Origin of the sequence: Brevundimonas huaxiensis, from assembly GCF_014218725.1 — a bacterium.
In the GTDB taxonomy this organism is placed as follows: Bacteria; Pseudomonadota; Alphaproteobacteria; order Caulobacterales; family Caulobacteraceae; genus Brevundimonas; species Brevundimonas huaxiensis.
This window is the reverse complement of record NZ_JABBJE010000006.1, coordinates 48,146-71,152: the sequence shown is the minus strand read 5'-3', so window position 1 is coordinate 71,152 and position 23,007 is coordinate 48,146. Positions and strand designations below refer to the sequence as shown.

Annotated in this window: 23 protein-coding genes and 1 tRNA gene; 7 read left to right on the top strand and 17 right to left on the bottom strand. The window is 67.2% G+C overall.

Going from position 1 to position 23,007, the window contains the following annotated elements:
• Window positions 1–5: 5 nt before the first annotated feature.
• Genes amgK through HF680_RS12020 form a run of 3 tightly spaced genes read right to left on the bottom strand, consistent with a single transcriptional unit; the run spans window position 6 to window position 2,462 of the window.
• Complete coding sequence (amgK, locus tag HF680_RS12030; RefSeq protein ID WP_185225235.1) at window positions 6–1,097, bottom strand: N-acetylmuramate/N-acetylglucosamine kinase AmgK; 1,092 nt, start codon at window positions 1,095–1,097, stop codon at window positions 6–8.
• Window positions 1,090–1,611 (bottom strand): tRNA (adenosine(37)-N6)-threonylcarbamoyltransferase complex ATPase subunit type 1 TsaE, encoded by a 522-nt coding sequence (gene tsaE / locus HF680_RS12025; protein WP_039246025.1) that lies wholly within the window; start codon window positions 1,609–1,611, stop codon window positions 1,090–1,092. The genes amgK and tsaE overlap by 8 nt, the downstream gene beginning before the upstream one ends.
• Entirely contained in the window at window positions 1,608–2,462 is an 855-nt protein-coding gene (locus tag HF680_RS12020) for a GNAT family N-acetyltransferase (protein ID WP_039246026.1), read from the bottom strand. Before HF680_RS12020 ends, tsaE begins: the two co-directional genes overlap by 4 nt.
• A 115-nt stretch (window positions 2,463–2,577) precedes the next feature.
• On the opposite strand from HF680_RS12020, the gene HF680_RS12015 reads away from it, so the two are divergent.
• Together HF680_RS12015 and HF680_RS12010 are read left to right on the top strand one after the other, a co-directional pair.
• Complete coding sequence (locus HF680_RS12015; protein WP_185225234.1) at window positions 2,578–4,662, top strand: S9 family peptidase; 2,085 nt, start codon at window positions 2,578–2,580, stop codon at window positions 4,660–4,662.
• A gap of 69 nt (window positions 4,663–4,731) precedes the next feature.
• Window positions 4,732–6,843 (top strand): S9 family peptidase, encoded by a 2,112-nt coding sequence (locus tag HF680_RS12010; protein ID WP_185225233.1) that lies wholly within the window; start codon window positions 4,732–4,734, stop codon window positions 6,841–6,843.
• Between the two features lie 77 nt (window positions 6,844–6,920).
• On the opposite strand, the gene HF680_RS12005 is transcribed toward HF680_RS12010, so the two are convergent.
• Complete coding sequence (locus tag HF680_RS12005) at window positions 6,921–7,226, bottom strand: hypothetical protein (RefSeq protein WP_185225232.1); 306 nt, start codon at window positions 7,224–7,226, stop codon at window positions 6,921–6,923.
• A 242-nt stretch (window positions 7,227–7,468) separates the two neighbouring features.
• On the opposite strand from HF680_RS12005, the gene HF680_RS12000 reads away from it, so the two are divergent.
• Both HF680_RS12000 and HF680_RS11995 read left to right on the top strand, forming a co-directional pair.
• Entirely contained in the window at window positions 7,469–9,439 is a 1,971-nt protein-coding gene (locus HF680_RS12000) for an AsmA family protein (protein ID WP_235968961.1), read from the top strand.
• 61 nt (window positions 9,440–9,500) lie between these two features.
• Window positions 9,501–10,352, top strand: coding sequence for an alpha/beta hydrolase (locus HF680_RS11995; protein WP_045810603.1), 852 nt, complete (start codon window positions 9,501–9,503; stop codon window positions 10,350–10,352).
• Between the two features lie 12 nt (window positions 10,353–10,364).
• On the opposite strand, the gene HF680_RS11990 is transcribed toward HF680_RS11995, so the two are convergent.
• From HF680_RS11990 to HF680_RS11940, 11 genes are all read right to left on the bottom strand, one after another.
• A tRNA-Leu gene (locus HF680_RS11990) sits at window positions 10,365–10,449 on the bottom strand.
• A gap of 53 nt (window positions 10,450–10,502) precedes the next feature.
• Window positions 10,503–11,288 (bottom strand): hypothetical protein, encoded by a 786-nt coding sequence (locus HF680_RS11985; protein ID WP_185225230.1) that lies wholly within the window; start codon window positions 11,286–11,288, stop codon window positions 10,503–10,505.
• Window positions 11,285–11,821 carry a CcdC protein domain-containing protein gene (locus tag HF680_RS11980; protein ID WP_185225229.1) on the bottom strand — a complete coding sequence of 179 codons (537 nt, stop codon included), beginning with the start codon at window positions 11,819–11,821 and terminating at the stop codon, window positions 11,285–11,287. The genes HF680_RS11985 and HF680_RS11980 overlap by 4 nt, the downstream gene beginning before the upstream one ends.
• 63 nt (window positions 11,822–11,884) lie before the next feature.
• Window positions 11,885–12,904 carry a fumarylacetoacetate hydrolase family protein gene (locus HF680_RS11975; RefSeq protein ID WP_185225228.1) on the bottom strand — a complete coding sequence of 340 codons (1,020 nt, stop codon included), beginning with the start codon at window positions 12,902–12,904 and terminating at the stop codon, window positions 11,885–11,887.
• 43 nt (window positions 12,905–12,947) lie between these two features.
• Complete coding sequence (locus HF680_RS11970; protein ID WP_017506239.1) at window positions 12,948–13,214, bottom strand: hypothetical protein; 267 nt, start codon at window positions 13,212–13,214, stop codon at window positions 12,948–12,950.
• Between the two features lie 56 nt (window positions 13,215–13,270).
• Complete coding sequence (locus HF680_RS11965; protein ID WP_185225227.1) at window positions 13,271–14,323, bottom strand: isoaspartyl peptidase/L-asparaginase family protein; 1,053 nt, start codon at window positions 14,321–14,323, stop codon at window positions 13,271–13,273.
• A 263-nt stretch (window positions 14,324–14,586) separates the two neighbouring features.
• Window positions 14,587–14,784 (bottom strand): hypothetical protein, encoded by a 198-nt coding sequence (locus tag HF680_RS11960; RefSeq protein WP_185225226.1) that lies wholly within the window; start codon window positions 14,782–14,784, stop codon window positions 14,587–14,589.
• Between the two features lie 120 nt (window positions 14,785–14,904).
• Complete coding sequence (locus tag HF680_RS11955) at window positions 14,905–15,090, bottom strand: hypothetical protein (RefSeq protein WP_039246041.1); 186 nt, start codon at window positions 15,088–15,090, stop codon at window positions 14,905–14,907.
• Window positions 15,091–16,203, bottom strand: a complete 1,113-nt coding sequence (hppD, locus tag HF680_RS11950) for a 4-hydroxyphenylpyruvate dioxygenase (protein WP_084140345.1) — start codon at window positions 16,201–16,203, stop codon at window positions 15,091–15,093.
• A 159-nt stretch (window positions 16,204–16,362) separates the two neighbouring features.
• Window positions 16,363–17,955, bottom strand: coding sequence for a hypothetical protein (locus HF680_RS11945; RefSeq protein WP_185225225.1), 1,593 nt, complete (start codon window positions 17,953–17,955; stop codon window positions 16,363–16,365).
• Window positions 17,956–18,037: 82 nt separating this feature from the next.
• On the bottom strand, window positions 18,038–18,682 hold the full coding sequence (locus HF680_RS11940) for an exopolysaccharide biosynthesis protein (protein ID WP_039246044.1): 645 nt from the start codon (window positions 18,680–18,682) through the stop codon (window positions 18,038–18,040).
• Between the two features lie 87 nt (window positions 18,683–18,769).
• On the opposite strand from HF680_RS11940, the gene HF680_RS11935 reads away from it, so the two are divergent.
• From HF680_RS11935 to HF680_RS11925, 3 genes are read left to right on the top strand one after another with little or no spacing between them, the layout of a single operon-like run.
• Window positions 18,770–19,345, top strand: a complete 576-nt coding sequence (locus tag HF680_RS11935) for a YqaA family protein (protein ID WP_185225224.1) — start codon at window positions 18,770–18,772, stop codon at window positions 19,343–19,345.
• 39 nt (window positions 19,346–19,384) lie between these two features.
• Entirely contained in the window at window positions 19,385–19,930 is a 546-nt protein-coding gene (locus HF680_RS11930) for a disulfide bond formation protein B (protein WP_185225223.1), read from the top strand.
• Between the two features lie 4 nt (window positions 19,931–19,934).
• Window positions 19,935–20,498 carry a demethoxyubiquinone hydroxylase family protein gene (locus HF680_RS11925; protein WP_185225222.1) on the top strand — a complete coding sequence of 188 codons (564 nt, stop codon included), beginning with the start codon at window positions 19,935–19,937 and terminating at the stop codon, window positions 20,496–20,498.
• A gap of 172 nt (window positions 20,499–20,670) precedes the next feature.
• On the opposite strand, the gene HF680_RS11920 is transcribed toward HF680_RS11925, so the two are convergent.
• On the bottom strand, window positions 20,671–21,873 hold the full coding sequence (locus HF680_RS11920) for an acetyl-CoA C-acyltransferase (RefSeq protein ID WP_039246050.1): 1,203 nt from the start codon (window positions 21,871–21,873) through the stop codon (window positions 20,671–20,673).
• Between the two features lie 225 nt (window positions 21,874–22,098).
• On the bottom strand, window positions 22,099–23,007 hold the full coding sequence (locus tag HF680_RS11915; protein ID WP_185225221.1) for an SDR family NAD(P)-dependent oxidoreductase: 909 nt from the start codon (window positions 23,005–23,007) through the stop codon (window positions 22,099–22,101).

The following is a 23,007-nucleotide window of genomic DNA, read 5'->3' as shown; positions in this document are numbered from 1 at the left end:
GGCGGTCATGCGCGCACCTCGGCAGGGACGTGGCGGTCGAACCAGCGGGCGACGGGCGCCAGGGCCGGCTGGTTCAGATTGGCGTTCAGGTGCCGCCACATGCGCGGCAGGAACTGGCGGTAACGGGGCTTGCCGTCGCGTGCGATCAACCGGGCGAAGATGCCGATGATGCGCGTCTCGTTCAGCGCCGCCAGACCCGCATAGTCGGCCATGAAGGCCGCGCGATCCACGCTGGGACGCAGGTCGAAATAATGATCCAGCGCTTGCGCTTCCAGCGTGGGGGAGACGTCGCGGCGGGCATCTTGCAACAGCGAGTGCAGGTCCCAGCTCGGGTGGGCGCGCACGGCGTCCTGGAAGTCGATCATGCCGACGCGGGCGGCGCCGTCGCGCTGGGGCAGCCAGATCAGGTTTTCCGCGTGATAGTCGCGGTGGGCCATGACCGACGCCCCGGCCGCGCCCGAGGCGACGATCGGCGCCCAGGCGGTGCGCCAGTCGGCGATGGCGGCGGCGTCGAAGCGGACCCGATCGTCGAGCTTCGGCAACCATTCGACGAACAGATCGGCCCCGCCTTGAAGCGCCGTCTCGTCATACGTCAGCAGCGGCCAGTCGCCGCCGGGGCCGTGCAGGGTCTCGGGCGGCGTCCCGGCGTCGTGCAGAACGGCCAGGGCCTCGATGGCGGCCAGATAAAGCGGCGTCTCGTCGGCGCCGTCCGCGATCACGCGGGCGAACAGGTCGTCGCCGAAATCCTCAAGCACGGCCAGGCCGTTGGCGGCGTCCAGGGCCGGGATCTCAGGGGCGGACAGGCCAAGGGACTTCAGATGGGCGGCGACGGCGGCGAAGGCCTCGATCCGGCCGGCGGACAGGCGGGCGACGGCGTTCCAGCCGGCGGCGTGACGCTGCTCGGGCGTCCAGCGCGGATCGCACGGCCGGCTTTCGGCGGCGGGCGCCTGATCCATCAGCATCAGGGTTGGGCCGGTCGTCGGCGTCAGCCGCTCATACCGCCGCGTCGAGGCGTCGCCGGGCAGGGGGGCGCGCACGGCGTCGGCCAGGCCGGCGGCCTTCAGGAAGTCGAGACGGAGGGTTTCGCGGTCAGACATGCAGATCCTTCAGCCCCGTCTCCCATCGGCCTACGCCGGAAACGGTCGCAAGCCTTCCTTGCAGAGCCCTATCGACGGGCTCGCGGAGCCCGTCTGCTTGAGGGCGTTCCGAGGCCGCGTCGAGCGTGATCTCGGACAGATGAATGATGAGCTGGTCCGGCCCCAGAAACCGGCCGGGATCGTCGCCAAGACGCTCGGGCCATTCGATGACGGCGCATCCCTCGTCCAGCGCCTCGTCCAAGCCGATCTCGAACGCCTCTTCCGGCCGGGTCAGGCGATAGAGGTCGAAATGGGCGACGGGCGGGTCGCTTTCGTAGAACTGAACCAGGGTGAAGGTCGGGCTGGGCACGTCCTCGTCCGGCGTGGTCAGGGCGCGGATCAGGCCGCGCGCCAGGGTCGACTTGCCCATGCCCAGCGGACCGTAGAGCAGCAGACTGTCGCCCGCCGCCAGCAGGGGGGCGATGGCCTGGCCCAGGGCGGTGGTGGCCTCGGCGTCGGGCAGTTCGATCTTCATGGGAACACCGCGTCACGATCGGCGGCCAGGGTGCGTTCGGTGAAGGTTTTCAGCGCCTCGGTGGCCTTGGCCGCGTCCACGTCCAGCCGCTCGGACGGAATGGGCAAGCCGACATCGACGCCGAACGGCTTGCCTTCCTTGTTCAGCAACTCGTGGAACAGGGTCACGTCGCGCAGCTCCTGCGAGACCTTGTCGAACAGGTGAAACAGCCGGCTGTACGGGCCGGTGACGTGAATGGGTACGACCGGCGCGTCATACTTGCGCGCCATCGAGGCGGCGGTCGGGGCCCATTCGGGATCGGTCAGGACGCCGTTCTTCTCGCGCGCCAGACGGCCGGCGGGGAACATGACGACGCAGCGTTCGGCCTCGAACGCTTCCTTGGCGGCGTTCAGGGTGGCGCGGGTCTTCTCGCGGGTGCGTTTGTCGTGGACCCATTCGACGGGGATGATGGTCTCGTTCAGCCGGGGCGAGACGCGGATGGCGTCGGCGTTGGCGAAAAAGATCATGTCTGTGCGTCGTTGTTTGATCGCGTCGAACACGGCGACCCCGTCGGCGATGCCGGTGGGGTGGTTGCAGACGACGACGCAGCGGCCGGTCGCCGGCAGACGGTCCAGGTTTGTCGTCGTCACCTTCAGCCTCAGCAGGTCCGAGACGTAATCGAAGGTCTCGGTCCCCGACAGGTCGCGGATGGCGTCGGCCATTCGCACCGCCGCCCCATAGCCCAGCACGCCGTAAAGCGCCGGCCGCACGACCGGCCACAACGGCGAGGCGGTCAGGCGCGGCGCGCGTTCGGCGATCAGCACATCGACGATGTGGGGCTGACGGCGGGCAGGAAGGGTGGCGGCGGTCATGAAAGATCGCTTGTCGCCGGTTCGGTCGGAGGGGGCAAGATGCGCGGCGTCCTAGACGCTTGGCGATCGGGCGGGCGGCCCCTATCACTGGAGAAAAGCTGTGGGGAATGAAGACATGACGCGTTCACGCTGGATGGCGGCGGTCGCCTTTGGAAGCCTGATCCTGGCCGCGGCGCCCAGCCTGGCGCAGCAGGCCTCGTCCGCGCCGGCCGCCGCCCCCGCCGCCCAAGCGCCCGCATCGCGCGGCCTGTCGCTGAAAGATCTGGCGATGATGGAGCGGGTCAGCGAGCCGCGCGTCTCGCCGGACGGCCGCCAAATCCTCTACGCCGTGCGCACCACCGACTGGGACGGCAACAAGGGCGTCAACGGCCTGTGGCTGGCGGACGTGTCGGGCGGCGAGCCGCGTCGGCTGGCGATTTCCGAAGGCGGCGCCTCGGGCGCGCGCTGGGCGCCGGACGGCGGTGCGATCTATTTCCTGTCGTCGCGGGGCGGATCGAACCAGGTCTGGCGCACGGATGCGGCCGGCATGGCGGCGGCCCAGGTGACGACCCTGCCTTTCGACGTGTCGGGCTTCCGCATCGCGCCGGACGGCAAGTCGTTGGTCCTGGCCGTCTCGGTCTTCGTCGATTGCGACACCCTGGCCTGCACCAAGACCCGGCTGGACGCCCGAGGCAAGTCGACGCTCCAGACCTATGACCGTCTGCCGCTGCGCGACTTCGACCACTGGGTCGATACGCGCCGCACCCATCTGTTCGTCCAGCCGCTGAACGGGTCGGGTTTGAGTGGCGGCGAACCGCGCGATCTGATGGCGGGCCTGGATGCCGATGTCTCGGCCGGCGATTCCAGCTTCGACATTTCTCCGGACGGCCGGACCCTGGTCTACGGAACCCAGACGCAAGGGGCGGGCGAGGCCTTCACCAGCAACAGCGACGTCTTCCGCGTCAGCCTCGACGGCGGCGCGCCGGTCAATCTGACGGAAGGCAACAAGGGATCGGACGGCAATCCGGTCTTCTCTTCGAACGGTCGCCAGCTGGCCTGGCTGTCGGCGCCGCGCGAAAACGTCGGCGGGGATCAGGCGGCGGTCTGGGTGGCTGACGCCGACGGCTCCGGCGCGAGGAAGCTGACCGACTGGGATCGCGGCGCGGGCGGCCTGCAATGGCGCACCGACGGCCGGTCGCTGCTGGTCTCGGCGGCGGACGAGGGCCAGAACCGGCTGTTCTCGGTCGACGCCCGCACCGGCCGGATTACGCCCCTGACCGGCAACGGCACGGTCGGCGCCTATGAGGAGAAGGCCGGGGTCCTGGCCTACGCCCACGAAAGCTTCGTCGCCCCGACCCAGATCTTTGTTCAGACGCGCGGCGAACCCCGCCAGATCAGCCGCCAGAACGCCGAGGTGCTGGCGCAGCTGGACCTGCCGAAAGGCGAGGCCTTCACCTTCGCCGGTTGGAACAATGAGCCGGTGCAGGGCTGGGTGTTCAAGCCGGCGGGCGCGGTCGAGGGGCGGCGCTATCCGGCGGTCTATCTGATCCACGGCGGCCCGAAATCGCCCTGGACCGAGAACTGGTCCTACCGCTGGAACCCGCAGGTCTATACGGCGGCGGGCTATGCGGTGGTGATGGTCAACTTCCACGGCTCGCCCGGTTACGGCCAGGCCTTCACCGACGCGATCAACGATCACTGGGGCGACCGGCCGCTGGAGGATCTGCAGAAGGGCTGGGCGGCGGCGCTGTCGAACAATCCGTGGATCGACGGCGACCGGGCCTGTGCGCTGGGCGCCTCCTACGGCGGCTATATGGTCAATATGATCGCCGGCAAGTGGAACGGGCCGTGGCGCTGCCTGGTCAACCACGCCGGGGTGTTCGACGTTCCGCAGCTGATGAACGCCATGGATATCGGCAACTTCATCTGGGAGTTCGGCGGACCGAGCTGGGAGCGCAAGGCCGTCTATGACGCCTTCAACCCTGAGACCTACGCCGGCGACTGGAACAAGCCGATGCTGGTGCTGCATGGCTCCAAGGACTTCCGCGTGCCGATGGAGCAGGGGCTGGCGACCTTCTCGGCGCTTCAGCGTCAGGGCGTGCCCAGCCGCTTCGTCCATGTGCCGGACGAGAACCACTGGGTGCTGAAGCCCCGCACCTGGGTCGACTGGCAGCAGGAAATCCTGGATTGGGTGGGCCGCTATACGGCGCCGGCGGGCTGAGCGACCCATTGACGCGCCTTGGCAGGGTGCTACGCCTCGCGGCCAGAAAGCTTCGCGAGGAAGATCTTGATGCGTCACCGTTCCCTTCTGTCCGCCGCCTGCGCGGCTGTTGCGCTGATGAGCGCCGCGCCGACCCTGGCCCAGGTGCCGCCCGCGCCGGTTCCGGCCGCGCCCGCGACGCCTGACGCCTTCACCTATCAGGACATGATCTCGGCCAACCGGCTGGGCGATCCGCAGGTGTCGCCGGACGGCCGCTATGTCGTCTATTCGGTCACGACCACCGATGTTCAGGCCAACAGCCGCGCTGGCAGCCTGTGGATCCTGGACCTGAACGCACCGGACGCCGCGCCGCGCCGCCTGGCCATCTCGGATCAGGGCGCCAACACCGCGCGTTGGGGCGGGGACGGCAATCTGTACTTCCTATCCAGCAAGTCGGGCGCGAGCCAGGTCTGGCGCGTGGCCTCGCCCACGTCGGCGCCGGTTCAGGTGACGAACCTGCCGACCGACGTGAACGCCTATCGGATCAGTCCGTCGGGCGACAAGGTGGCGGTGTCGCTGGCCGTCTATCCCAATGCGGCCGACCTGAACGCCTCGGTCGAGATGGGCAAGGCGATCGCCGATCAGAAGTCGACGGGCCAGGTCTATGACCGCATGTTCGTGCGCCACTGGGACACCTGGAACGACCACACCCAGAACCATCTGTTCGTCCAGTCGATCGGCCGCGACGGCAAGGCCACGGGCACGCCGGTCTGGATCACCAAGGGCTTTGACGGCGACACGCCCTCCAAACCCTTCGGCGACGAAAGCGAGTTCGTCTTCACGCCGGCGGGCGACGCCGTGGTCTTCTCGGCGCGTCTCGCCGGTCAGACCGAGCCGTGGAGCACCAACTTCGACCTGTGGAAGACCAACGGCCTGTCGGGCGACGGCACCTTCACCAACCTGACCGACGGCAACGACGCCTGGGATACCGGGCCGGTCTTCTCGCCGGACGGCCGGACCCTGGCCTATCGCGCTATGGCGCGGCCAGGCTTCGAGGCCGATCGCTATCAGATCGTGCTGATGGACGTCGAAACGGGCCAGAAGCGCGAGATCGCTTCGAACTGGGATCGCTCGGCCGACACGCTGCAATGGTCGCGCGACGGCCAGACGCTGTACACGACGGCGGGCGACGTCGGCTCTACCAAGCTGTTTTCGGTGGATACGCGCAACGGCGTGGTGACGCCGATCACGGGCGCGGGCCACGTCTCGGCCTTCCAGCAGACGCCGTCGGGCTTCGTCTTCGCCCAGGACAGCCTGCGCGAGCCGGGCGACCTGTATTTCAAGACCTATCTGGGTCGCGAAATGCCGCGTCGTCTGACGCAGTCCAACCCCGCCTTCGCCGCCAAACAGTTCGGCGAGTATGAGCAGTTCAGCTTCGCCGGCTGGAACAACGAGACGGTCCACGGCTATGTCATCAAGCCGGCTGGCTACGTCGAGGGCCGCAAATATCCGGTCGCCTTCCTGATCCACGGCGGGCCGCAAGGTTCGTTCGGGGACGGCTGGTCCTATCGCTGGAACCCCGAAACCTATGCGGGCGCGGGCTATGCGGTGGTGATGATCGATTTCCACGGCTCGACCGGCTACGGCCAGGCCTTCACCGACGCGATCAGCCAGCACTGGGGCGACCGCCCGCTGGAAGACCTGCAGAAGGGCTGGGCGGCGGCTCAAGCGAAATACAGCTTCCTGGACGGCGACAACGCCTGTGCGCTGGGCGCCTCCTACGGCGGCTATATGATCAACTGGATCGCCGGCAACTGGTCCAACGAATTCAAATGCCTGGTCAACCACGACGGCGTCTTCGACACCTTCGGCATGGGCTATTCCACCGAAGAGCTGTGGTTCACCGAGTGGGAATACGGCGGCACGCCGTGGGACAAGCCTGAGGGCTATCAGAAGTTCAACCCGGCCAACCACGTCGATAACTGGAAGACGCCGATGCTGGTGGTTCAGGGCGACCGCGACTTCCGCATCCCGACCGCGCAAGGGTTGTCGACCTTCACCGCCCTGCAACGGCGCGGCATCGACAGCCGCCTGATCGTCTTCCCCAACGAAAACCACTGGGTGCTGAAGCCGGCCAACAGCCTGCAATGGCATAATGAGGTGTTCGGCTGGCTGAACAAATATCTGACGCCGGCGCAGTAACAGGCGTCCGTCCAGAGACAAAAAAAAGGGGCGCGGTCCGACGACCGCGCCCCTTCTTCATGCCCGTTTGTTCAGGATCAGAACGCCGCGCGCTGCATCGGCGCCCCGGCCAGGCGGTCATACTGGTGCGCGGTCATGCAGCGCGGCGCGGCCCAGCGCTGGCCCGACTGATAGGCGGCGACGGCCTGTTGCGCGGTGACGAAGGTCGGCGTCGCACCGTGGTCGCGCTGGTAGGCCGTGCGCGAGGCCACATCGGTTCCGCATACCCTGACGGTTTGCAGCACGGCTGCGCGCTCGGCGGGGCGCGGACTTTGCGCCAGCGCCGGCGTCGTTGCGGCCGCCAGAGCGGCGGCGATCAGGGCGGGGGTCAGAAAACGGGTCATCGGCAGTCCTCCACGGCCTGCATTAAGATCAGGACTCTGACGAATTATGCGCCAATCCTGAGATTTGTAAAGATTATGCGACAACTTCGCGTCAAATCGACGACAAGCTGACCCTGCGGCGCCAAACCGAAGCTGGTGCGTTTCCTCTGGCTGACGGAGACGAGCGATTGTCGAACCCACGGAATTGGCGCACTTTTCGGGCCGACCTGAATCAGCGGGCATGGGCGCCGGCCGGGGCGCGTTTGCGCACCTGGCGCGACTGGGTGCGCGACAACGATCCTGTCTATGCGGCGGCCCGGCGGCCGGGGGCGGCGGAAAAATGGGCGGCGGGCGTGGTCTTGGTCGTCGTGGCGGCCGTGGTTCTTTTCCTGGCCCTGTTCGACTGGAACATGCTGCGCGGACCCATCGGCCGCTGGGCCTCCGTCAAATACGATCGCGAAATCGCTTTGACCGGCGATCTGGACGTCAATCTGTTCAGCTGGACGCCGTCCGCCGTGGTGCGGGGGCTGAAAATCGGCGGCCCCGACTGGGCGCGCGATCGCGACACGGCCGACGTCGATGAGGTCCAGGCCTCGGTTCGGCTGAGAAAGCTGCTGGCCGGTCAGGTGGAGATGCCCCTGCTGAGCTTCACCCGGCCCCGGGTCGTGCTGATCTCCACCAAGGACGGTCGCAAGAGCTGGCAGTTGAATCCCAACAAGCCCGATGACGGCGAAGGGCTGAACCTGCCGGTCATCCAGCAACTGGTCATCAAGGACGGCCAGCTGACCTTTGAGGAACAGCGGCGCGGACTGACGCTGGAGGCGGCGGTCAATGCGCGCGAGGCGTCCAGCGGCCAGGCCGGTTTCGTGCTGGACGGGCGCGGCGATGTCCGCGGCGCGCCCATGACCGTCAGGATCGAGGGCGGTCCCTTCATCAACATCCGGCGCGTCCGTCCCTATCGGTTCGAGGCGGATGTGACCGGCGCGGACTCGTCCCTGGTCGCCAAGGGGGCGATTACTCGACCGTTCGATCTGGGGCGGTTTGATGCGACCATGACGATCCAGGGCCGCAATATGTCAGACCTCTATCTGCTGACCGGCGTCGCCCTGCCCAATACGCCGCCGTACCGGCTGTCGGGCGCGCTGAATCGTGATCGGCGGATCTGGACCTTCAAGGATTTCGACGGACGCGTCGGCGCGTCCGATCTGTCGGGCGAGGTGAAGGTCCAGTCGGGCCAGCGGCTGCGCGTGGACGCCGACCTAACCTCGCGTCGCCTGGACATCGACGACCTGGCCGCTGTCCTGGGCGCGCCGACCCGGACCAATGCGGCGGGCACCGACACCGAGGCGCCGGTCGTGGTCGGCGGCAAGCTGCTGCCGGACGCCAAGCTGCAGACCGAACGGCTGCAGACCATGGACGGCACCCTGTCCTATCGGGCCGGATCGGTGAAGGCGAACGCCTTCGACGTGCGTCAGGTGAACCTGGGCGCCGACCTGAAGGACGGCATCCTGAAGCTGGACCCGATCAGCTTTGACTTCAATCGCGGCGCGCTGAACGGCACGGCGCGGATCGATGCGACCAAGGACACCCCCTACAGCACCGTCGATCTGCGTCTGGCGGGCTATCCGCTGGAGTCCATCATCCCGGCCCGCAACGGCTCGGCGCCCGTCACGGGAAGGGCGCTGGGCCGGGCCAAGCTGGAGGGACCGGGCGCCTCGATTCATGATTTCGCCGCCGCGTCGAAAGGCTCGCTCAGCCTGGTGGTGCCGAACGGCAAGATGCGGGCGGCCTTCGCCGAACTGCTGGGCATCAACGCCAGCGCGGGCCTGCTGAAGCTGTTGAGCGGCGACCAGGCCGAAAGCCAGATCCGCTGCGCCGTCGCCGATTTCAACGTCAGCGGCGGCACGGCGACCGCCCGCACCTTCGTCATCGACACCGATGTGGTGCTGGCCCAGGGCAAGGGCAGCATCAACCTGGGCGCCGAAACGATGAACCTGCGGATCGAGGGGGAATCCAAGAAGCCGCGACTGTTGCGCCTGTGGGCGCCGATCACCGTGTCCGGCCCGCTGACCGCACCCAAGGTTGGGGTCGATGTCGGTTCGGTCGTGTCGCAGGGCGGTCTGGCGGGCCTGCTGGGCGCGGTGGTGGCGCCGGTGACGGCCCTGTTCGCCTTCGTCGATCCGGGGCTGGCCGAGGACGCCGACTGCGGCCGGCTGATCGCCAACGCCCGCTGATCGTTGATGACGACGACCGATCCGGCGATCCGAGCGTATTGTGGGTGATGGAGCCTTTCGCATGACACGCCGTGGACTGTTCGCGCCTGCCCTTGGGCTTCTCGCCGCCGCTTGCTCGCCGCTGAGCCTGCTGAACACCCTGGGACCGAGGGATGGCGGGGTGCGCCGCGTCGCGCGCGACATCCCCTATGGCGACGATCCGCGCCAGCAGATGGATCTCTATGCGCCGACGGCGCCCGGCCCCTATCCGACCCTGGTCTTCTTCTATGGCGGCGGCTGGGATTCGGGCTCGCGCAGCCAGTATGGCTGGGCGGCGCAAGCTTTGGCGGCGCGCGGGTTCGTGGTCGCCCTGCCGGACTACCGCATCGTTCCCCAGGTCGTCTTCCCGGCCTTCATCGAGGACGCCGCCGCCGCCACGGCCAAGGCGGCCGAGGTGGTCGGTCAATATGGCGGCGATCCGGCGCGGCTTGGCGTGCTGGGCCATTCGGCGGGCGCGCATCTGGCGATGATGATCGCTCTGGACCGACGCTATATGGCCGCCGTCGGCCGGCCCGATCTGATCAAGGCGGCCGCGGGTCTCGCGGGCCCCTACGACTTCCTGCCGTTCGACGTGGCGGCGTCGCAGAACGCCTTCGGCCGTGCGCCCGATCCGACCCTGACCCAGCCCGTGACCTTCGTGCGCCGTGACGCCCCGCCGATCTGGCTGGGCCACGGCACGGCCGACACGGTGGTCCACGACGAGGACACGGTCATTCTGGACGAGCGGATGCGCGCGGTTGGCGGGCGCTCGGAGGCCAAGCTTTATCCAGGTCTGGACCACGCCGACCTGATCGCGACCTTCTCGCCCCTGTTCCGCAAGAAGGCGACGGTGCTGGCCGATGTGACGGACTTCTTCCACCGGCAGCTGGGCTGAACCGAAGAAGAATGGTGCGGGCGGCCGGGGTCGAACCGGCACTCCTTTCGGAACTGGATTTTGAGTCCAGCGCGTCTACCAATTCCACCACGCCCGCAGCGGAAGGACCGCCTCATGCCACAGAGGGATAAGGCGGGTCCAGCCTTTGTGTCACTGCATGATGAAGTTGACGCGGAAGGCCATCATGCGGGGCGCGGTCGGTTGGTCGCCGTCGTAAGCGACGGTAGCGTCGCGGGCCGCCTTGAGCACCGCTTCGCCGAAACGACCGTCGCCGGGATGTTCGGTTTCGATGACGCAGTCGCGCAGGCGGCCGTCAGGCTGGGCGACGCATGTGGCGACGGCGAAACCTTCTGAATAGTTGGTGGAGGGATAGCGCGGACGAATCTGGCGCGCCCATCGCATTCCAACCTGCAGACCTTCCTCGGAGATGGCGTCGAGTTCCTGGTCGCGAGGGTCAACAAGCGGGCGGCCGCATGCCGTCAGGGTTTCATCGATCGCCGAACCGGACGCCGGCAGCTCCAGGTCGTAGCGGAGATTTCTGCCCGCCCCGCCGCCATCGGGCACGATGATCTGAATACGCCCGCCCTGGCGAAGTTCGCGCGCAAAGGGCGCAGGGAAATCGGCGACGGCGCCCGTTCGGTCTGTCGTGACGTTCCAGCGCCATTCCTTGGCCTCTTCGTCGCGGAAAATGATCGTGATCGGGCGCGTTTTTGTCCGCCGGGTCACTTCCGGCAATCCGACCAGCAGCGCCGAATAGGCGCCGTCCATGCAGCGGGTCGCGATCGACAGCCCCGGTGTGGTCGTGACGTATGCGATCGTGGACTTCTTTCGGGCGTCCTTAACCAGATCCCAGTCTTCGCCGGTGTTCGGCACATCCTGCGAGACGGCTGAGCCGGCCGACAAGGCGACAGCGAGAGCGACTACGGCGTTCTTCATGCGACGACCTCCATATGGCTGTCCGTGCCGCCGGACTGGATGCGGCGGGCGCGGATAAACATTTCGACGCGCTGCATGACGATCAGGCCCATGGCGAAGACCAGGAAGGCGTCGGTGACGGCCAGGGCGTTCAGATGCCAGGCGGCGGCGTGGCTTTCGATCAGGTCGCGCAGCAGCGACCGACCGGCGAACAGCACGACCAGCAGGATAAGCCCCAGCGGCGAGGCCTGGGCCATGAGGGAGCCGTCCGGCTCTTTTTCGATGGTGACGGTCTTGCCGCGATACCAGCCGGCGACGCCGCCCAGGAGGCCGCCGATGGCCAGCACCGCCCAGGCGTCGGGGCCGAACGGCGCATGGGCCATGTTCGGGTTCTGCGCCGACCCCCAGATGCCCAGGCTGATCAGCGGCAGGACGATGGCCGGCATGACCCATAGCAGCTGCGGCTTCAGCACGCGCTTCCTGCGGTTCTTCAGCAGCACGACCACCAGCATGATCGGGATCGTGAGCAGCGGGATCAGTTTTTCAGGCGGCACGTCGTCTCTCCCCAAAGACAGGATGCGGCCTCCCCCGAGGCCGCTGTCGGCACCCTAGCGGCGTCAATCCGCGCTGGATAGCGGCGTGACCGTCTGTTCGATGGCGCCGAAGATCGAATGATGACGGTCGTCCAGCATTTCGATCCGCACCGTGTCGCCGTGTTTCAGGAAGGGCGTCTCGGCGGCGCCGCGTAGGATCGTCTCGACGGTGCGGACCTCGGCGATGCAGGAATAGCCCAGGCCGCCTTCCGAGACCGGCTTGCCGGGGCCGCCGTCGGCGTCCTTGTTCGACACCGTGCCCGAACCGATGATGGTCCCGGCGCCCAGCGCCCGGGTCTTGGCCAGATGGGCGATCAGGGTTCCGAAGTCGAAGGTCATGTCGACGCCGGCGTCGGCCTTGCCGAAGTCCCGGCCGTTCAGTTGCACCGAAAGGGCGCCGTGCAGCTTGCCGTCCTTCCATCGGTCGCCCAGCGCGGCGGGCGTGACCAGAACGGGCGACAGGGCGCTGGCGGGCTTGGACTGGACGAAACCGAACCCCTTGGCCAGTTCGGCCGGGATCAGGTTGCGCAGGCTCACGTCGTTGACCAGGCCGATCAGGCGAATGGCGTCGAGCGCCTGTTCGCGCGTCGCGCCCTGCGGCACGTCGCCGACGACCACGACGATCTCGGCCTCCAGGTCGCAGCCCCAGGCTTCGTCGGCCAGCGGGATCGGATCGCGCGGCGACAGGAAGCTGTCGGAGCCGCCCTGATACATCAGCGGGTCGGTCCAGAAGCTCTCGGGCATTTCGGCGCCGCGCGCCTTCCGCACCAGTTCGACGTGGTTCACATAGGCCGAGCCGTCCGCCCACTGATAGGCGCGGGGCAGGGGCGACGCGGCGTCGCGCTCGTGGAAGCGCCCGCGCGGCACGGCCTCATGCTCCAGGCTTTCGGACAAGGCCTCGAGGCGGGGCCCGCAACGGTCCCAGTCATCCAGCGCCGCCTGCAGCGTCGGGGCGATCAGGAAGGCGTCGGTGAACCAGTTCAGGTCCTGAGAGACGACAACGAGGCGGCCGTCGCGGCCGTGCTTGAGCGAGGCGAGTTTCATGATCAAGGCCTAGACCGGATTTGCGATGTTGGGAACGGCGGAATCAGTCGGCGGCCGTCAGCAGGGCGCGGGCTTCCGCTCCAGTGCGGGCGGCGCGGTCGCGGACCTCGACCTCGACGATGACGCCGCCCTCGGGCTCGACGGCCCACAGATAGCGGCGCTCGACCTCGACCGTGCGGCCGGAGGGGGCGAAACCCTCATAGCTGTCGCCCCAGGGGGTGATCTTCCTGACCTCGACGAAGGGCATGGCGCAGGCGGCGTCCAACTCCTCGTTGGCCATCACGGTCAGTTCGTCATCGGATGCAGGCATGGGTCTCGGTCTGGGAAAAAGAGAGTCTAATTCGTCTAATTGGTCTGAACGGGCGCTCAGGGTTCGTCGGCGTAGATGGCGACGCGGGCGGGGTCGGTCGAGGAGACCGCGCCGCGATACATGCCCGATGTGGACATGGCGAAGGCCGGGCGGCCATCCAGGCCCATGACGATGACGCCGCCCTTGCCGCCCAGACGATCGGCGTCGGCGATCTCCGCCTGACCCGCGGCCTGCGTCGCCGCGCCTCCCGCAATCCGCGCGCAGATGTCGCGGGCGACGGTGGCGCGAATGAAATATTCGCCGTCGCCGGTGGCGGACACCGCGCAGCCGTCGGCGTTGGAGGCGTAGGTGCCGGCGCCGATGATCGGCACGTCCCCGACCCGTCCCCAGCGTTTGGCGGTCATGCCGCCGGTGGAGGTGGCGGCGGCGAGGCGCCCTTGGTTGTCCAGCGCCACGGCGCCGACCGTGCCGAACTTCTTCTCGTTCAGGGGTGGGGCGACTTCGGCCTGCGCGCCCGGTAGAGGCGCGCCAGCGGGACGCTCGGGGATCGGCTGTCCAGCCTCGGTCAGGGCCTTGACCAGACCCTGCCAGCGGCGCTCGGTGAAGAAGAATCCCGGATCGACCTGCTCCAGCCCGACCGAGGCGGCGAAGGCGTCGGCGCCGGAGCCGATCAGCATGACGTGGGGCGACCGCTCCATCACCGCGCGGGCGGCGGCGACGGGGTGACGCGTGGTGGTCAGGCCGGCGACCGACCCGGCGGTCAGGTCCGAGCCGTTCATGACGGCGGCGTCCAGCTCGTTACGACCGGCTGCGGTGAAGACCGCTCCGCGCCCGGCGTTGAACAGGGGATCGTCCTCCATGAGCTGAACGGCGGCCTGGACCGCATCCAGCGCCGAGCCGCCGCTTTCCAGCACGGCGGAACCGGCGTCCAGCGCGCCTTGCAGCGCCGCGCGATAGGCCGCGTCCTGCTCGGGCGTCAGGCTGGACCGCTCGATCACGCCCGCCCCGCCGTGGATCGCCAGCGACCACTGCGGCCCGACGTCCTGGGCGTGGGCCGAGGAAAAACACAGTGCAAAGAGTGCAATCAATCCGGAACAGGCGATGCGCATCGTGAACCTCCTCCGCGCCGAAAACGCAGTGCAATCGGTGCACTTTCCTCAGAGACGCCGGTCGGTCGCAGTGTAACGCCGCGTTCGGTCATGTCAGGTCGATTGGCCGAAGAAAATCGGAAATGCCGAAAGATCAGAGGGTTGGTTCGCGGCGATAGGATGTTTGCATATGAGGGACGGAGCCTTGCTGTGCCGCAGGGCCGCTTACGGACAAACGGATGAGGCGCTAATCAACCACGCTCGGGCCTCATCGGCCGAGGGACTCAGCGGCGGCTGCGCGTCTTTTTCAAGCGGTCCACAAGCATCGCTCCGCTAGAGGTCAATAAGCACATGGGCAAAATCCAAGGCTGATATTGTTCGCCGCTATTCCCATAATGGACGAGCAAGGCCACGATGATTGTCGCCAGCGTCCAGAGCGAAAGGGTGGCGTAGGCGACAAGTAGGACTGGATCGCGGGTCATCTGAAGCTATCCAAGGTTGCGCCTGAAGTCTGACCAAACTTTCTTGCAGTTGTCCACCAAAAGGCCTGTGCACTCGGAGTAAAAACCCCCTCCCCGTAGAGGGCCGATGTCTGGCCCGCCTCACCCCCGGTGGTGCAGCCTTTTCCACACCTGATAGCCGACGATGGGGGCGAAGCCGCAGAGGAGGGCTGCGATCAGGACCATCCAGAAGCCGCCGCCCAGCCAGACTTCGCCGGCCAGGGCCCCGGCGCCGGCCGCCAGGACCGGGCCGAGCCAGGGCAGCCAGGTCGGCGGCCGCATCTTCATTCAGGCGTCGACCTTAATGACGCCGCGACGGATCTGGTCCAGTTCGATCGAGTCGAAAAGAGCCTGGAAGTTGCCGTTGCCGAAGCCTTCGTTGCCCTTGCGCTGGATGATCTCGAAGAAGATCGGGCCGAAAGTGTCCTGGGTGAAGATCTGCAGCAGCAGGCCTTCCTCGTCCGACCCGTCGATCAGGATGCGGTTCTTGCGCATCCGCTCCACGTCCTCGCCATGGTTGGGCAGGCGTTTGTCGATCAGTTCGAAATAGGTTTCGATCGTGTCCTGGAAGGCGACGCCGCGTTCCTTCATCGCTTCGACCGTCTCGAAGATGTTCTCGGTCGTCAGGGCGATGTGCTGGATGCCTTCGCCGTTGTAGCGACGAATGAACTCCTCGATCTGGGAGTTCTCGTCCTGGCTTTCGTTCAGCGGGATGCGGATGGCGCGGTCGGGCGCGATCATGGCCTGGGAGAACAGGCCCGTCGCCTTGCCCTTGATGTCGAAATACTTCTGCTCTTCGAAGTTGAAGATCGAGTTGTAGAAGCCCGACCAGGTGCGCATCTGGCCGCGACGGACGTTGTGGGTCAGGTGGTCCAGGATCTCCAGGCCCATCGAGTTCTTGCGCTCGGCCTCTTCCCAGCCTTCGATCTCGTCCCAGGCGTCATAGAGCGAGCCGGCGTCGCCGTACTGGTCGATGACATAGAGCAGCGAGCCGCCAATGCCTTGCAGGATGTAGGGGTAGTCGTCGCCTAGCGCGCCGCCGGCGGCGTCCGTCGCGGCGACGGCGCCGCGGGCCAGCGCGCCCTCATAGGCGGCCTTGGCGTCGGTGGTGCGGAAGGCCATGCCGTTGGCGGACGGGCCGTGATCCCTGGCGAAGTCGGCGGCCTGACCCTTGGGCGAGCGTTGGACCAGGAAGCTGATGTCGCCCTGTTTCAGGCGCACCACGTCAGTCTTGGGATTCACGTGCGTCTGGGTGAAGCCCATCAGCTCCAGGCGCGAAATCATCGCCTCGGGCTCGGGGCCGGTGAATTCGACGAACTCGAAACCGTCGACGCCGAGGGGGTTTTCCTGGTCGATCTGCTGTGGCGTGGCCAGATCTTGGGCCTGGGTCATGTCGTTCATGGCGCGTCTCCCGCACGGATTTTTGAGGCGGGCTTAACCGAAAGGGGCCGCCGATTGGCGCGGAACCTAGTCACAGAAGACGACGGAGCCAAGACGAAGCCAGGGGGTCGTGATGACGGGCGAGCGTGCGAGTAACGTTAAAGCCAAATTATCAAGAACTCAGGTGCGTCGCGCCCTGAGGTCCGGCATCGCATCCACGGCCCAGAGATCGGGGGCCCGAAGCGGGGCCTTGCAGACCGCCTCGACCGTCTTGCCGTCCGCCAGGGTGTAGCGGATGGGCAGGTTTTCGGCGCAACGGGCCTGGACGGCCTGGAAGACGCCCTGACCGTTCGACATCGGGTCCAGATCTTCGATCGCGACGACGACGGGATCGCCGGACAGGGCGCCGCATCGGTCGCCGGAGTCCAGCTTGATCCGGCCGTTGTCGATGGAAAAGCCGCCCTCGCCGCCGCAGTTCTGATCGACCATGTGGAACAGAGCGGCCTGGCGAAGGTCGCGCGGGCTTGGCCGATTGACCAGGGTGACGCCCAGCGCGGAGAGGCGGGTCTGTATGCCGGTCCAGCGTTCCGGACCCGGACCGTCCAGCAGGACGGCGACAGCAGTGTCTGGCGTCAGGCGACTGCGGAAGTCCGCCACCCCATAGCCGTCTCCCGCGCGACCGGCCTGAAGCATGGCCTTCCAGATGTCGAAGATGTCCGTGCGGCCGTCGGAGGCGCGGCGGCTCTCCAGGTCCGCGATCCACTGCAGGACGACGCCGCAGTGGTAGATGGCGTTTCCGGTGCGCAGGCGCTGTTCCGCGTCAGGGCGGTCGCCCAAGGCGGCGCGACAACCGTTCAGCCGTCGCGCCAGCGAGGTCTTCAACTGGGCCTCGTCGATCGTTCCCGTGGACAGGGCGGCGACCAATGCGCCGTATTCGGCCCCGCCCTCATGCAGCCAAGGCGCGCTGGCGCCGTCCTTGGTCGTCACCGCATGGCTGTTCCACAGGTGCAACGTCTCGTGCCAAACGAAGGTGGACAGCTGTTCGATCACATCGGGCGGGGGCGCGGACCAGTCCGAGCCATGAAAGCGCAGGGAGATGACGCCGTTGTCGGTCACATCGCCCCGATATGTCGTCGGACCGGGACTGTCAGTGGTGACGATCAGGGTCGGCGCATAGGGCAGGTCGCGGCCGAGGCGAGCGCCATAGAAACCCTGGGCAGCGAGAAAGCCTTCGCTCATCGCGGTGCGCAGGGATGCGGGAACGGTGTCCCCGACGACGACCACGCCGCCGTCGTCATGCGTCACGGCCGAGGTCGGTCCGACATAGACGTAGCTTTGGATCGCGTTGGATTGGGGCGTGACGGTTTCACCTGCGGCCGCTCTGACGGTCAGTTCGGCGTCCATGTCCTTCAGCGCCAGCGCGGGTCCATAAAGGCTCTGGCCCGACCCCACCCGCACCAGGCCGATATAGACGCGGTCCACCTCAGCCGCGTCAGGCGCGATCAGGATGTCGAAGGCATCGAACGGCTGGTCGGACGTCACGACGCCGTCCGACAGGGACGGGCCGGACGTTTGCATCTTCCAGAGCGTGCGGACGGTGTTCTGATCAAGGAAGGCGACCTCGGTGGTCGGCTGGGCCAGCTTCCAGGTCACCAGAACGCCGCCCGGCGCGGTGCGCGCCTCGATCTTGGCGGCCTGTTGAGCAGAGGCGGGGGCGGCGGCTGCGAAAGCGAGGCCGAGTGCGGCGACGAGGCCGATCAGTTTCGAGGTCAAGTCTTCGGGCCCCCACCGCCAAGCGTGAGCATACTGACTAAAACAACTGAGGCGATTTGACGACCGGTACCTTACGGTTGCGTCAGCCCGGCAGCCAGCGCGTGGCCCATTCGGCGCCCATCAGAAGGCCTGTCCCGAGCGCGCCCAGAAGGGTCAGCCAGACGGTGGTGACGGCGCAGCCGGCGAGGACGAACAGGCCGTCGCGCTGGATCAGGCCGACCGACAGCAGGGCCAGGGCGATCGACGGGATGGTGTTGGTCAGAGGCATGACGATGGTCACGGTCGCCAGGATCATGAAGACGGCGGCCAGCTTTTCGCCCGGGCCATCGGCGAAGCGGCGCAGGCGGGGGCGCGACAGCCGGTCGATCCAGCCCAGTTTGGTTTCGGCGAAATCGGCCATGGCCTTCAGCCAGGATCCCTTGCACCGCAGGTTCAGGAACCAGCGCGGCAGCCAGGGTTCCTCGCGCCCGACCAGCATCTGGCCGGCCAGCAGGATGACGATCAGCCCGACCACCTGCGGCACGCCGTAAAGGCCCGGCACCAGGCAGGGGATGGAGAGCAGCAGGATCAACAGCCCATAGGCGCGCTCGTCCAACCGGTCGCGGATCTCGTGCAGGGTCAGGCCCGCGTCGCCGCCGTCGTCGGCCAGCCGCCGCAGCAGGCGGGTGACATTATGGCTGACGTCGTCCTGCTGGACCGTGGATGGGGAAGAGGCGGGGGTCGTCATTCAGGCGCTCTAGCAGGTGGACGTGACGGCCGAGGATGACGCAACGCCGCAGGGGTGCTAACGCGCCGTGCCGCCTTAAGGATCGCCATGCTGCGCAAACTCTATGACCGCGTCTTCGACCTGGCGCGCAGCCGCCATGCGACCAAGGCCCTGGCGGTCGTCTCCTTCGCTGAGAGTTCGTTCTTTCCGATCCCGCCCGATGTGATGCTGGCGCCCATGATCCTGGCGCGGCCGCAGAAGGCGTATGTCTACGCTGCGATCTGCACTGTGGCGTCGGTGCTGGGCGGGATTCTCGGTTACGCGATCGGCTATTTCCTGACCGATCTGGGCCTGGCGATCATGCGGGTGCTGGGACACTCGGACGGGCTGGAGCAGTTCCGCGCCTGGTTCGATCAGTGGGGGCTGTGGGTCATATTGATCAAGGGGCTGACGCCCATTCCCTACAAGCTGGTGACCATCGCCTCGGGCTTGGCGGCGTTCAGCTTTCCGATCTTCATCGCCGCGTCGGTCGTGACGCGGGGCGGACGGTTCTTCCTGGAGGCGTGGATCCTGCAGCGCTGGGGGCCGGCCATGCTGGCGCAGGTGGAAAAGCGGCTGGCGATGTGGAGCGTGATCGGCCTGGTCCCGCTGGTCGGGCTGATCGTCGTCCTGAAGCTTCTGTAAGTCGACGGCGCGTTCGGGGCGGGGTAAGACCGTTTCAAGATGATCGATGTCTATCGCCTTCTGACCCGTTGGTGGACCGCCTTCGCCCTGGCCGCGTCGCTGGCCATGCTGGGCGCGGCCCATGCGTTCGAACGGTTCGGCGGCCTTGCGCCCTGCAACCTGTGTCTGAAGCAGCGCGAGGTCTATTGGGGAGCGGTCGTCGTCGCGGTGCTGGCCACGGGCTGGACCCTGTTCAGCGGCGGACGCCGGGGCACGCCGCGCATCGCCGCCTTCCTGCTGGCGGCCGTGTTCGCCACGGGCGCCATTACGGCCATCTTCCACATGGGCGGCGAATATAAATGGTGGGCCCTGCCTGCGACCTGTTCGTCCGTCGGCGGCTCGGTCGATATGGACAGTCTGACGGCCTTGGCCATGGGCACGGGGCCGGTGACCAAGGTGATCGGCTGCGGCGATGTGGCCTGGAGCTGGCTGGGTTTGTCGATGGCAGGATGGAACGCGGTCATCGCCTCGGCGCTTGCGGTGTTCAGCCTGTTGGCGGCGAAACGTCCCAAGGACGCCCGCGCGCCCCGGATCGAAAAGGCCTGATGCGATGAGCCATTCCATTCCCCTCCCTCGTCCCGGCCAAGGCGCAGACAAGGCGCGGATGGACGAAATCCTGCGCGTCGACCACGCCGGGGAATATGCGGCCGTCCTGATCTATCGCGCCCAGAAGGCGGTGTTCGAAGGGCGAAAGGGGCGTGACGGCATCGCCCGCGACCTGTCGGAGATGCAGGACCAGGAGGCGGTGCATCTGGCGCGCTTCGAGCGGCTGCTGAACGAGCGGCGGGTGCGGCCCACGGTCATGACGCCCTTGTGGCGCATCGCTGCCTCGGCCCTGGGCGCCGGCACGGCCCTGATGGGTGAAAAGGCGGCGCACGCCTGCACCGAGGCGGTCGAGAGCGTGATCGAGAAACACTATGCCGACCAGATCGCCGAGATCGGCGACCGCGATCCGGCTCTTGCCGCTGAGTTGAAGCAGTTCCGCGACGAGGAACTGGCCCACCATGACCACGCCATCGAACACGGCAGCCGCGAAGCGCCGGCGTATCGGCTGCTGTCCGGCGTGATCAAGGTCGGCTGCAAGGCGGCGATCAAGATCAGCGAACGGGTTTAGCCTTCTTTCGTCATCCTCCGGCAAGCCGCGCAGCGGCGCAGACCGGGGGACCCAGCGGCGCGCGTGAGCGCGAACCTGTAAAGGCGCGGTTTTCAGCCTGGTGCGATGGACTGATCGCCTTCGGCGCCGCTGGGTCCCCCGGTTCCGCTTCGCGGCCCGGAGGATGACGAAATCAGAAGATCTCGAACAATCCCGCAGCCCCCATGCCGCCGCCGATGCACATGGTGACGACGCCGTATTTGGCGCCGCGACGCTTGCCCTCGATCAGGACGTGGCCGGTCATGCGGGCGCCGGACATGCCGTAGGGGTGGCCGATGGAGATGGCGCCGCCCGAGACGTTCAGGCGGTCGTCGGGAATGCCCAGCGTGTCCTGGCAATACAGGACTTGGGCGGCAAAGGCCTCGTTCAGCTCCCAGATGCCGATGTCGTCCATCGTCAGGCCGTGGCGCTTCAGCAGTTTGGGCACGGCATAGACCGGGCCGATGCCCATTTCGTCCGGCTCACAGCCGGCGACCGCCATGCCGCGATAGGCGCCGAGCGGTTGCAGATTGCGCTTCACCGCCTCGCCGGCCTCCATGACGACGCAGGCCGAGGCGCCGTCCGACAGCTGCGAGGCGTTGCCGGCGGTGATGAATTCACCCGTCTGGATCTCCTCGCCGCCCCCGAAAACGGGCTTCAGCGCCTTCAGCCCTTCCAGCGTCGTGTCGGGACGGTTGCCCTCGTCCTTGGACAGGGTGACCTCTTTCGATGAGGTCTGGCCGGTGGCCTTGTCCATGACCAGCATCGTGGTGGTCATGGGCACGATCTCGGCGTCGAAGCGACCGGCGTCCTGAGCGGCGGCGGTGCGCTGCTGGGATTTCAGCGCATATTCGTCCTGGCGGTCGCGGCTGACGCCGTAGCGGCGCGACACCACCTCGGCCGTCTCCAGCATCGACATATAGATGTGGGGCGACAGCTTCAGCAGGGCCTCGTCCTTCATCCGGTACAGGTTCATATTCTGGTTCTGGACCAGGGAGATGCTTTCCAGCCCGCCGCCGACCGCCATCTTCTGCTGATCGAAGACGACCTGTTTCGCCGCCGTGGCGATGCCCATCAGGCCCGAGGCGCACTGACGGTCCAGGCTCATGCCGGGAACGGAGGAGGGCAGGCCGGCGGCGAGCGCGATCTGGCGCGCGACGTTGGTGCCGGTCGAACCCTGCTGCAGGGCCGCGCCCATGATCACGTCCTCGATCTCGGCCGGATCGACCCCGGCGCGCTGGACCGCGTGCTTGACCGCATGGGCGCCGAGCTGCTGCGCCTGGGTGTCGTTGAAGGCGCCGCGGTAGGCGCGCCCGATGGGCGTACGGGCGGTGGAGACGATGACGGCTTCGCGCATGGGCTTTCCTCCTGGGGCTATCGCCCTTCGGGCTACTTGAGCCCATTCTTGTTTGGCCTATCGCGCTTGGCGCTGCTTGAGGCCGTTCCTGTTTGGCCTATCGCGCTTGGCGCTGCTTGAGGCCGTTCCTGTTTGGCCTACGCGCGTTCGCGCTGCTTGAGGCCGGTTTCCTCTGAAGCCAAGTTAGGCGCCTCACGTCGCGTCAACGCAAGGCGCCTTATTTGGTCAGCCGCCGTGCGCCTTCTGCGCCTTGGTCAGTTCGATCATGCCCTGGGCGGCGCCCATGTCCGGCACAATCTCGCCCGCGCGGTCCGAGATGGCGTTGAAGCGGGCGGCGATCTGTTCTGGCGCATCGTCGCCGGTGACGAAGTCGCCTTGCGTCAGGGTGACATAGGCGCGCTCGAATCCGCCGGCGCCGGCGGCCAGGATGGCGCGGCTCGGCGCATCTTTGCTGACCAGATAAAGCAGGCCCGGCGTGACCAAGGCCGGGGACAGCGCCTCCAGCGGCAGGGCGGCGCCCAGATCCTCGGTCATGCGGGTGTGGGCGGTGGGCGCCAGGCAGTTGACGCGGATGTCGTTCTTGGCCCCCTCGATCGACAGGGTCTGCATCAGGCCGACCAGCGCCATCTTGGCCGCGCCATAGTTCGACTGGCCGAAGTTGCCGTACAGGCCAGACGACGAGGTCGTCATCACGATCCGGCCGTAGTTCTGCCCGCGCATGATCTCCCACACGGCCTTGGTGCAGTTGACCGCCCCCATCAGGTGAACGTCGACGACGAAGCGGAAGTCCTCGATCTCCATCTTGGCGAAGGTCTTGTCGCGCAGGACGCCGGCGTTGTTCACCAGGATGTCGATCCGGCCCCATTTGGTCATGGCCTGATCGACCATGGCCTGGACTGCGGCGAAGTCCGTCACCGAGGCCGCATTGGCCATGGCCTCGCCGCCGGCCGCCTCGATTTCGGCGACGACCGATTCCGCCGCCGTCGCCGAGCCGCCCGAACCGTCGCGGGCGCCACCCAGGTCGTTGACCACCACCTTGGCCCCGCGCGCCGCCAGAGCCAGAGCGTGTTCGCGCCCCAAGCCGCCGCCGGCCCCCGTTACAATCGCCACCTGTCCGTCAAACCGCATCGCCAT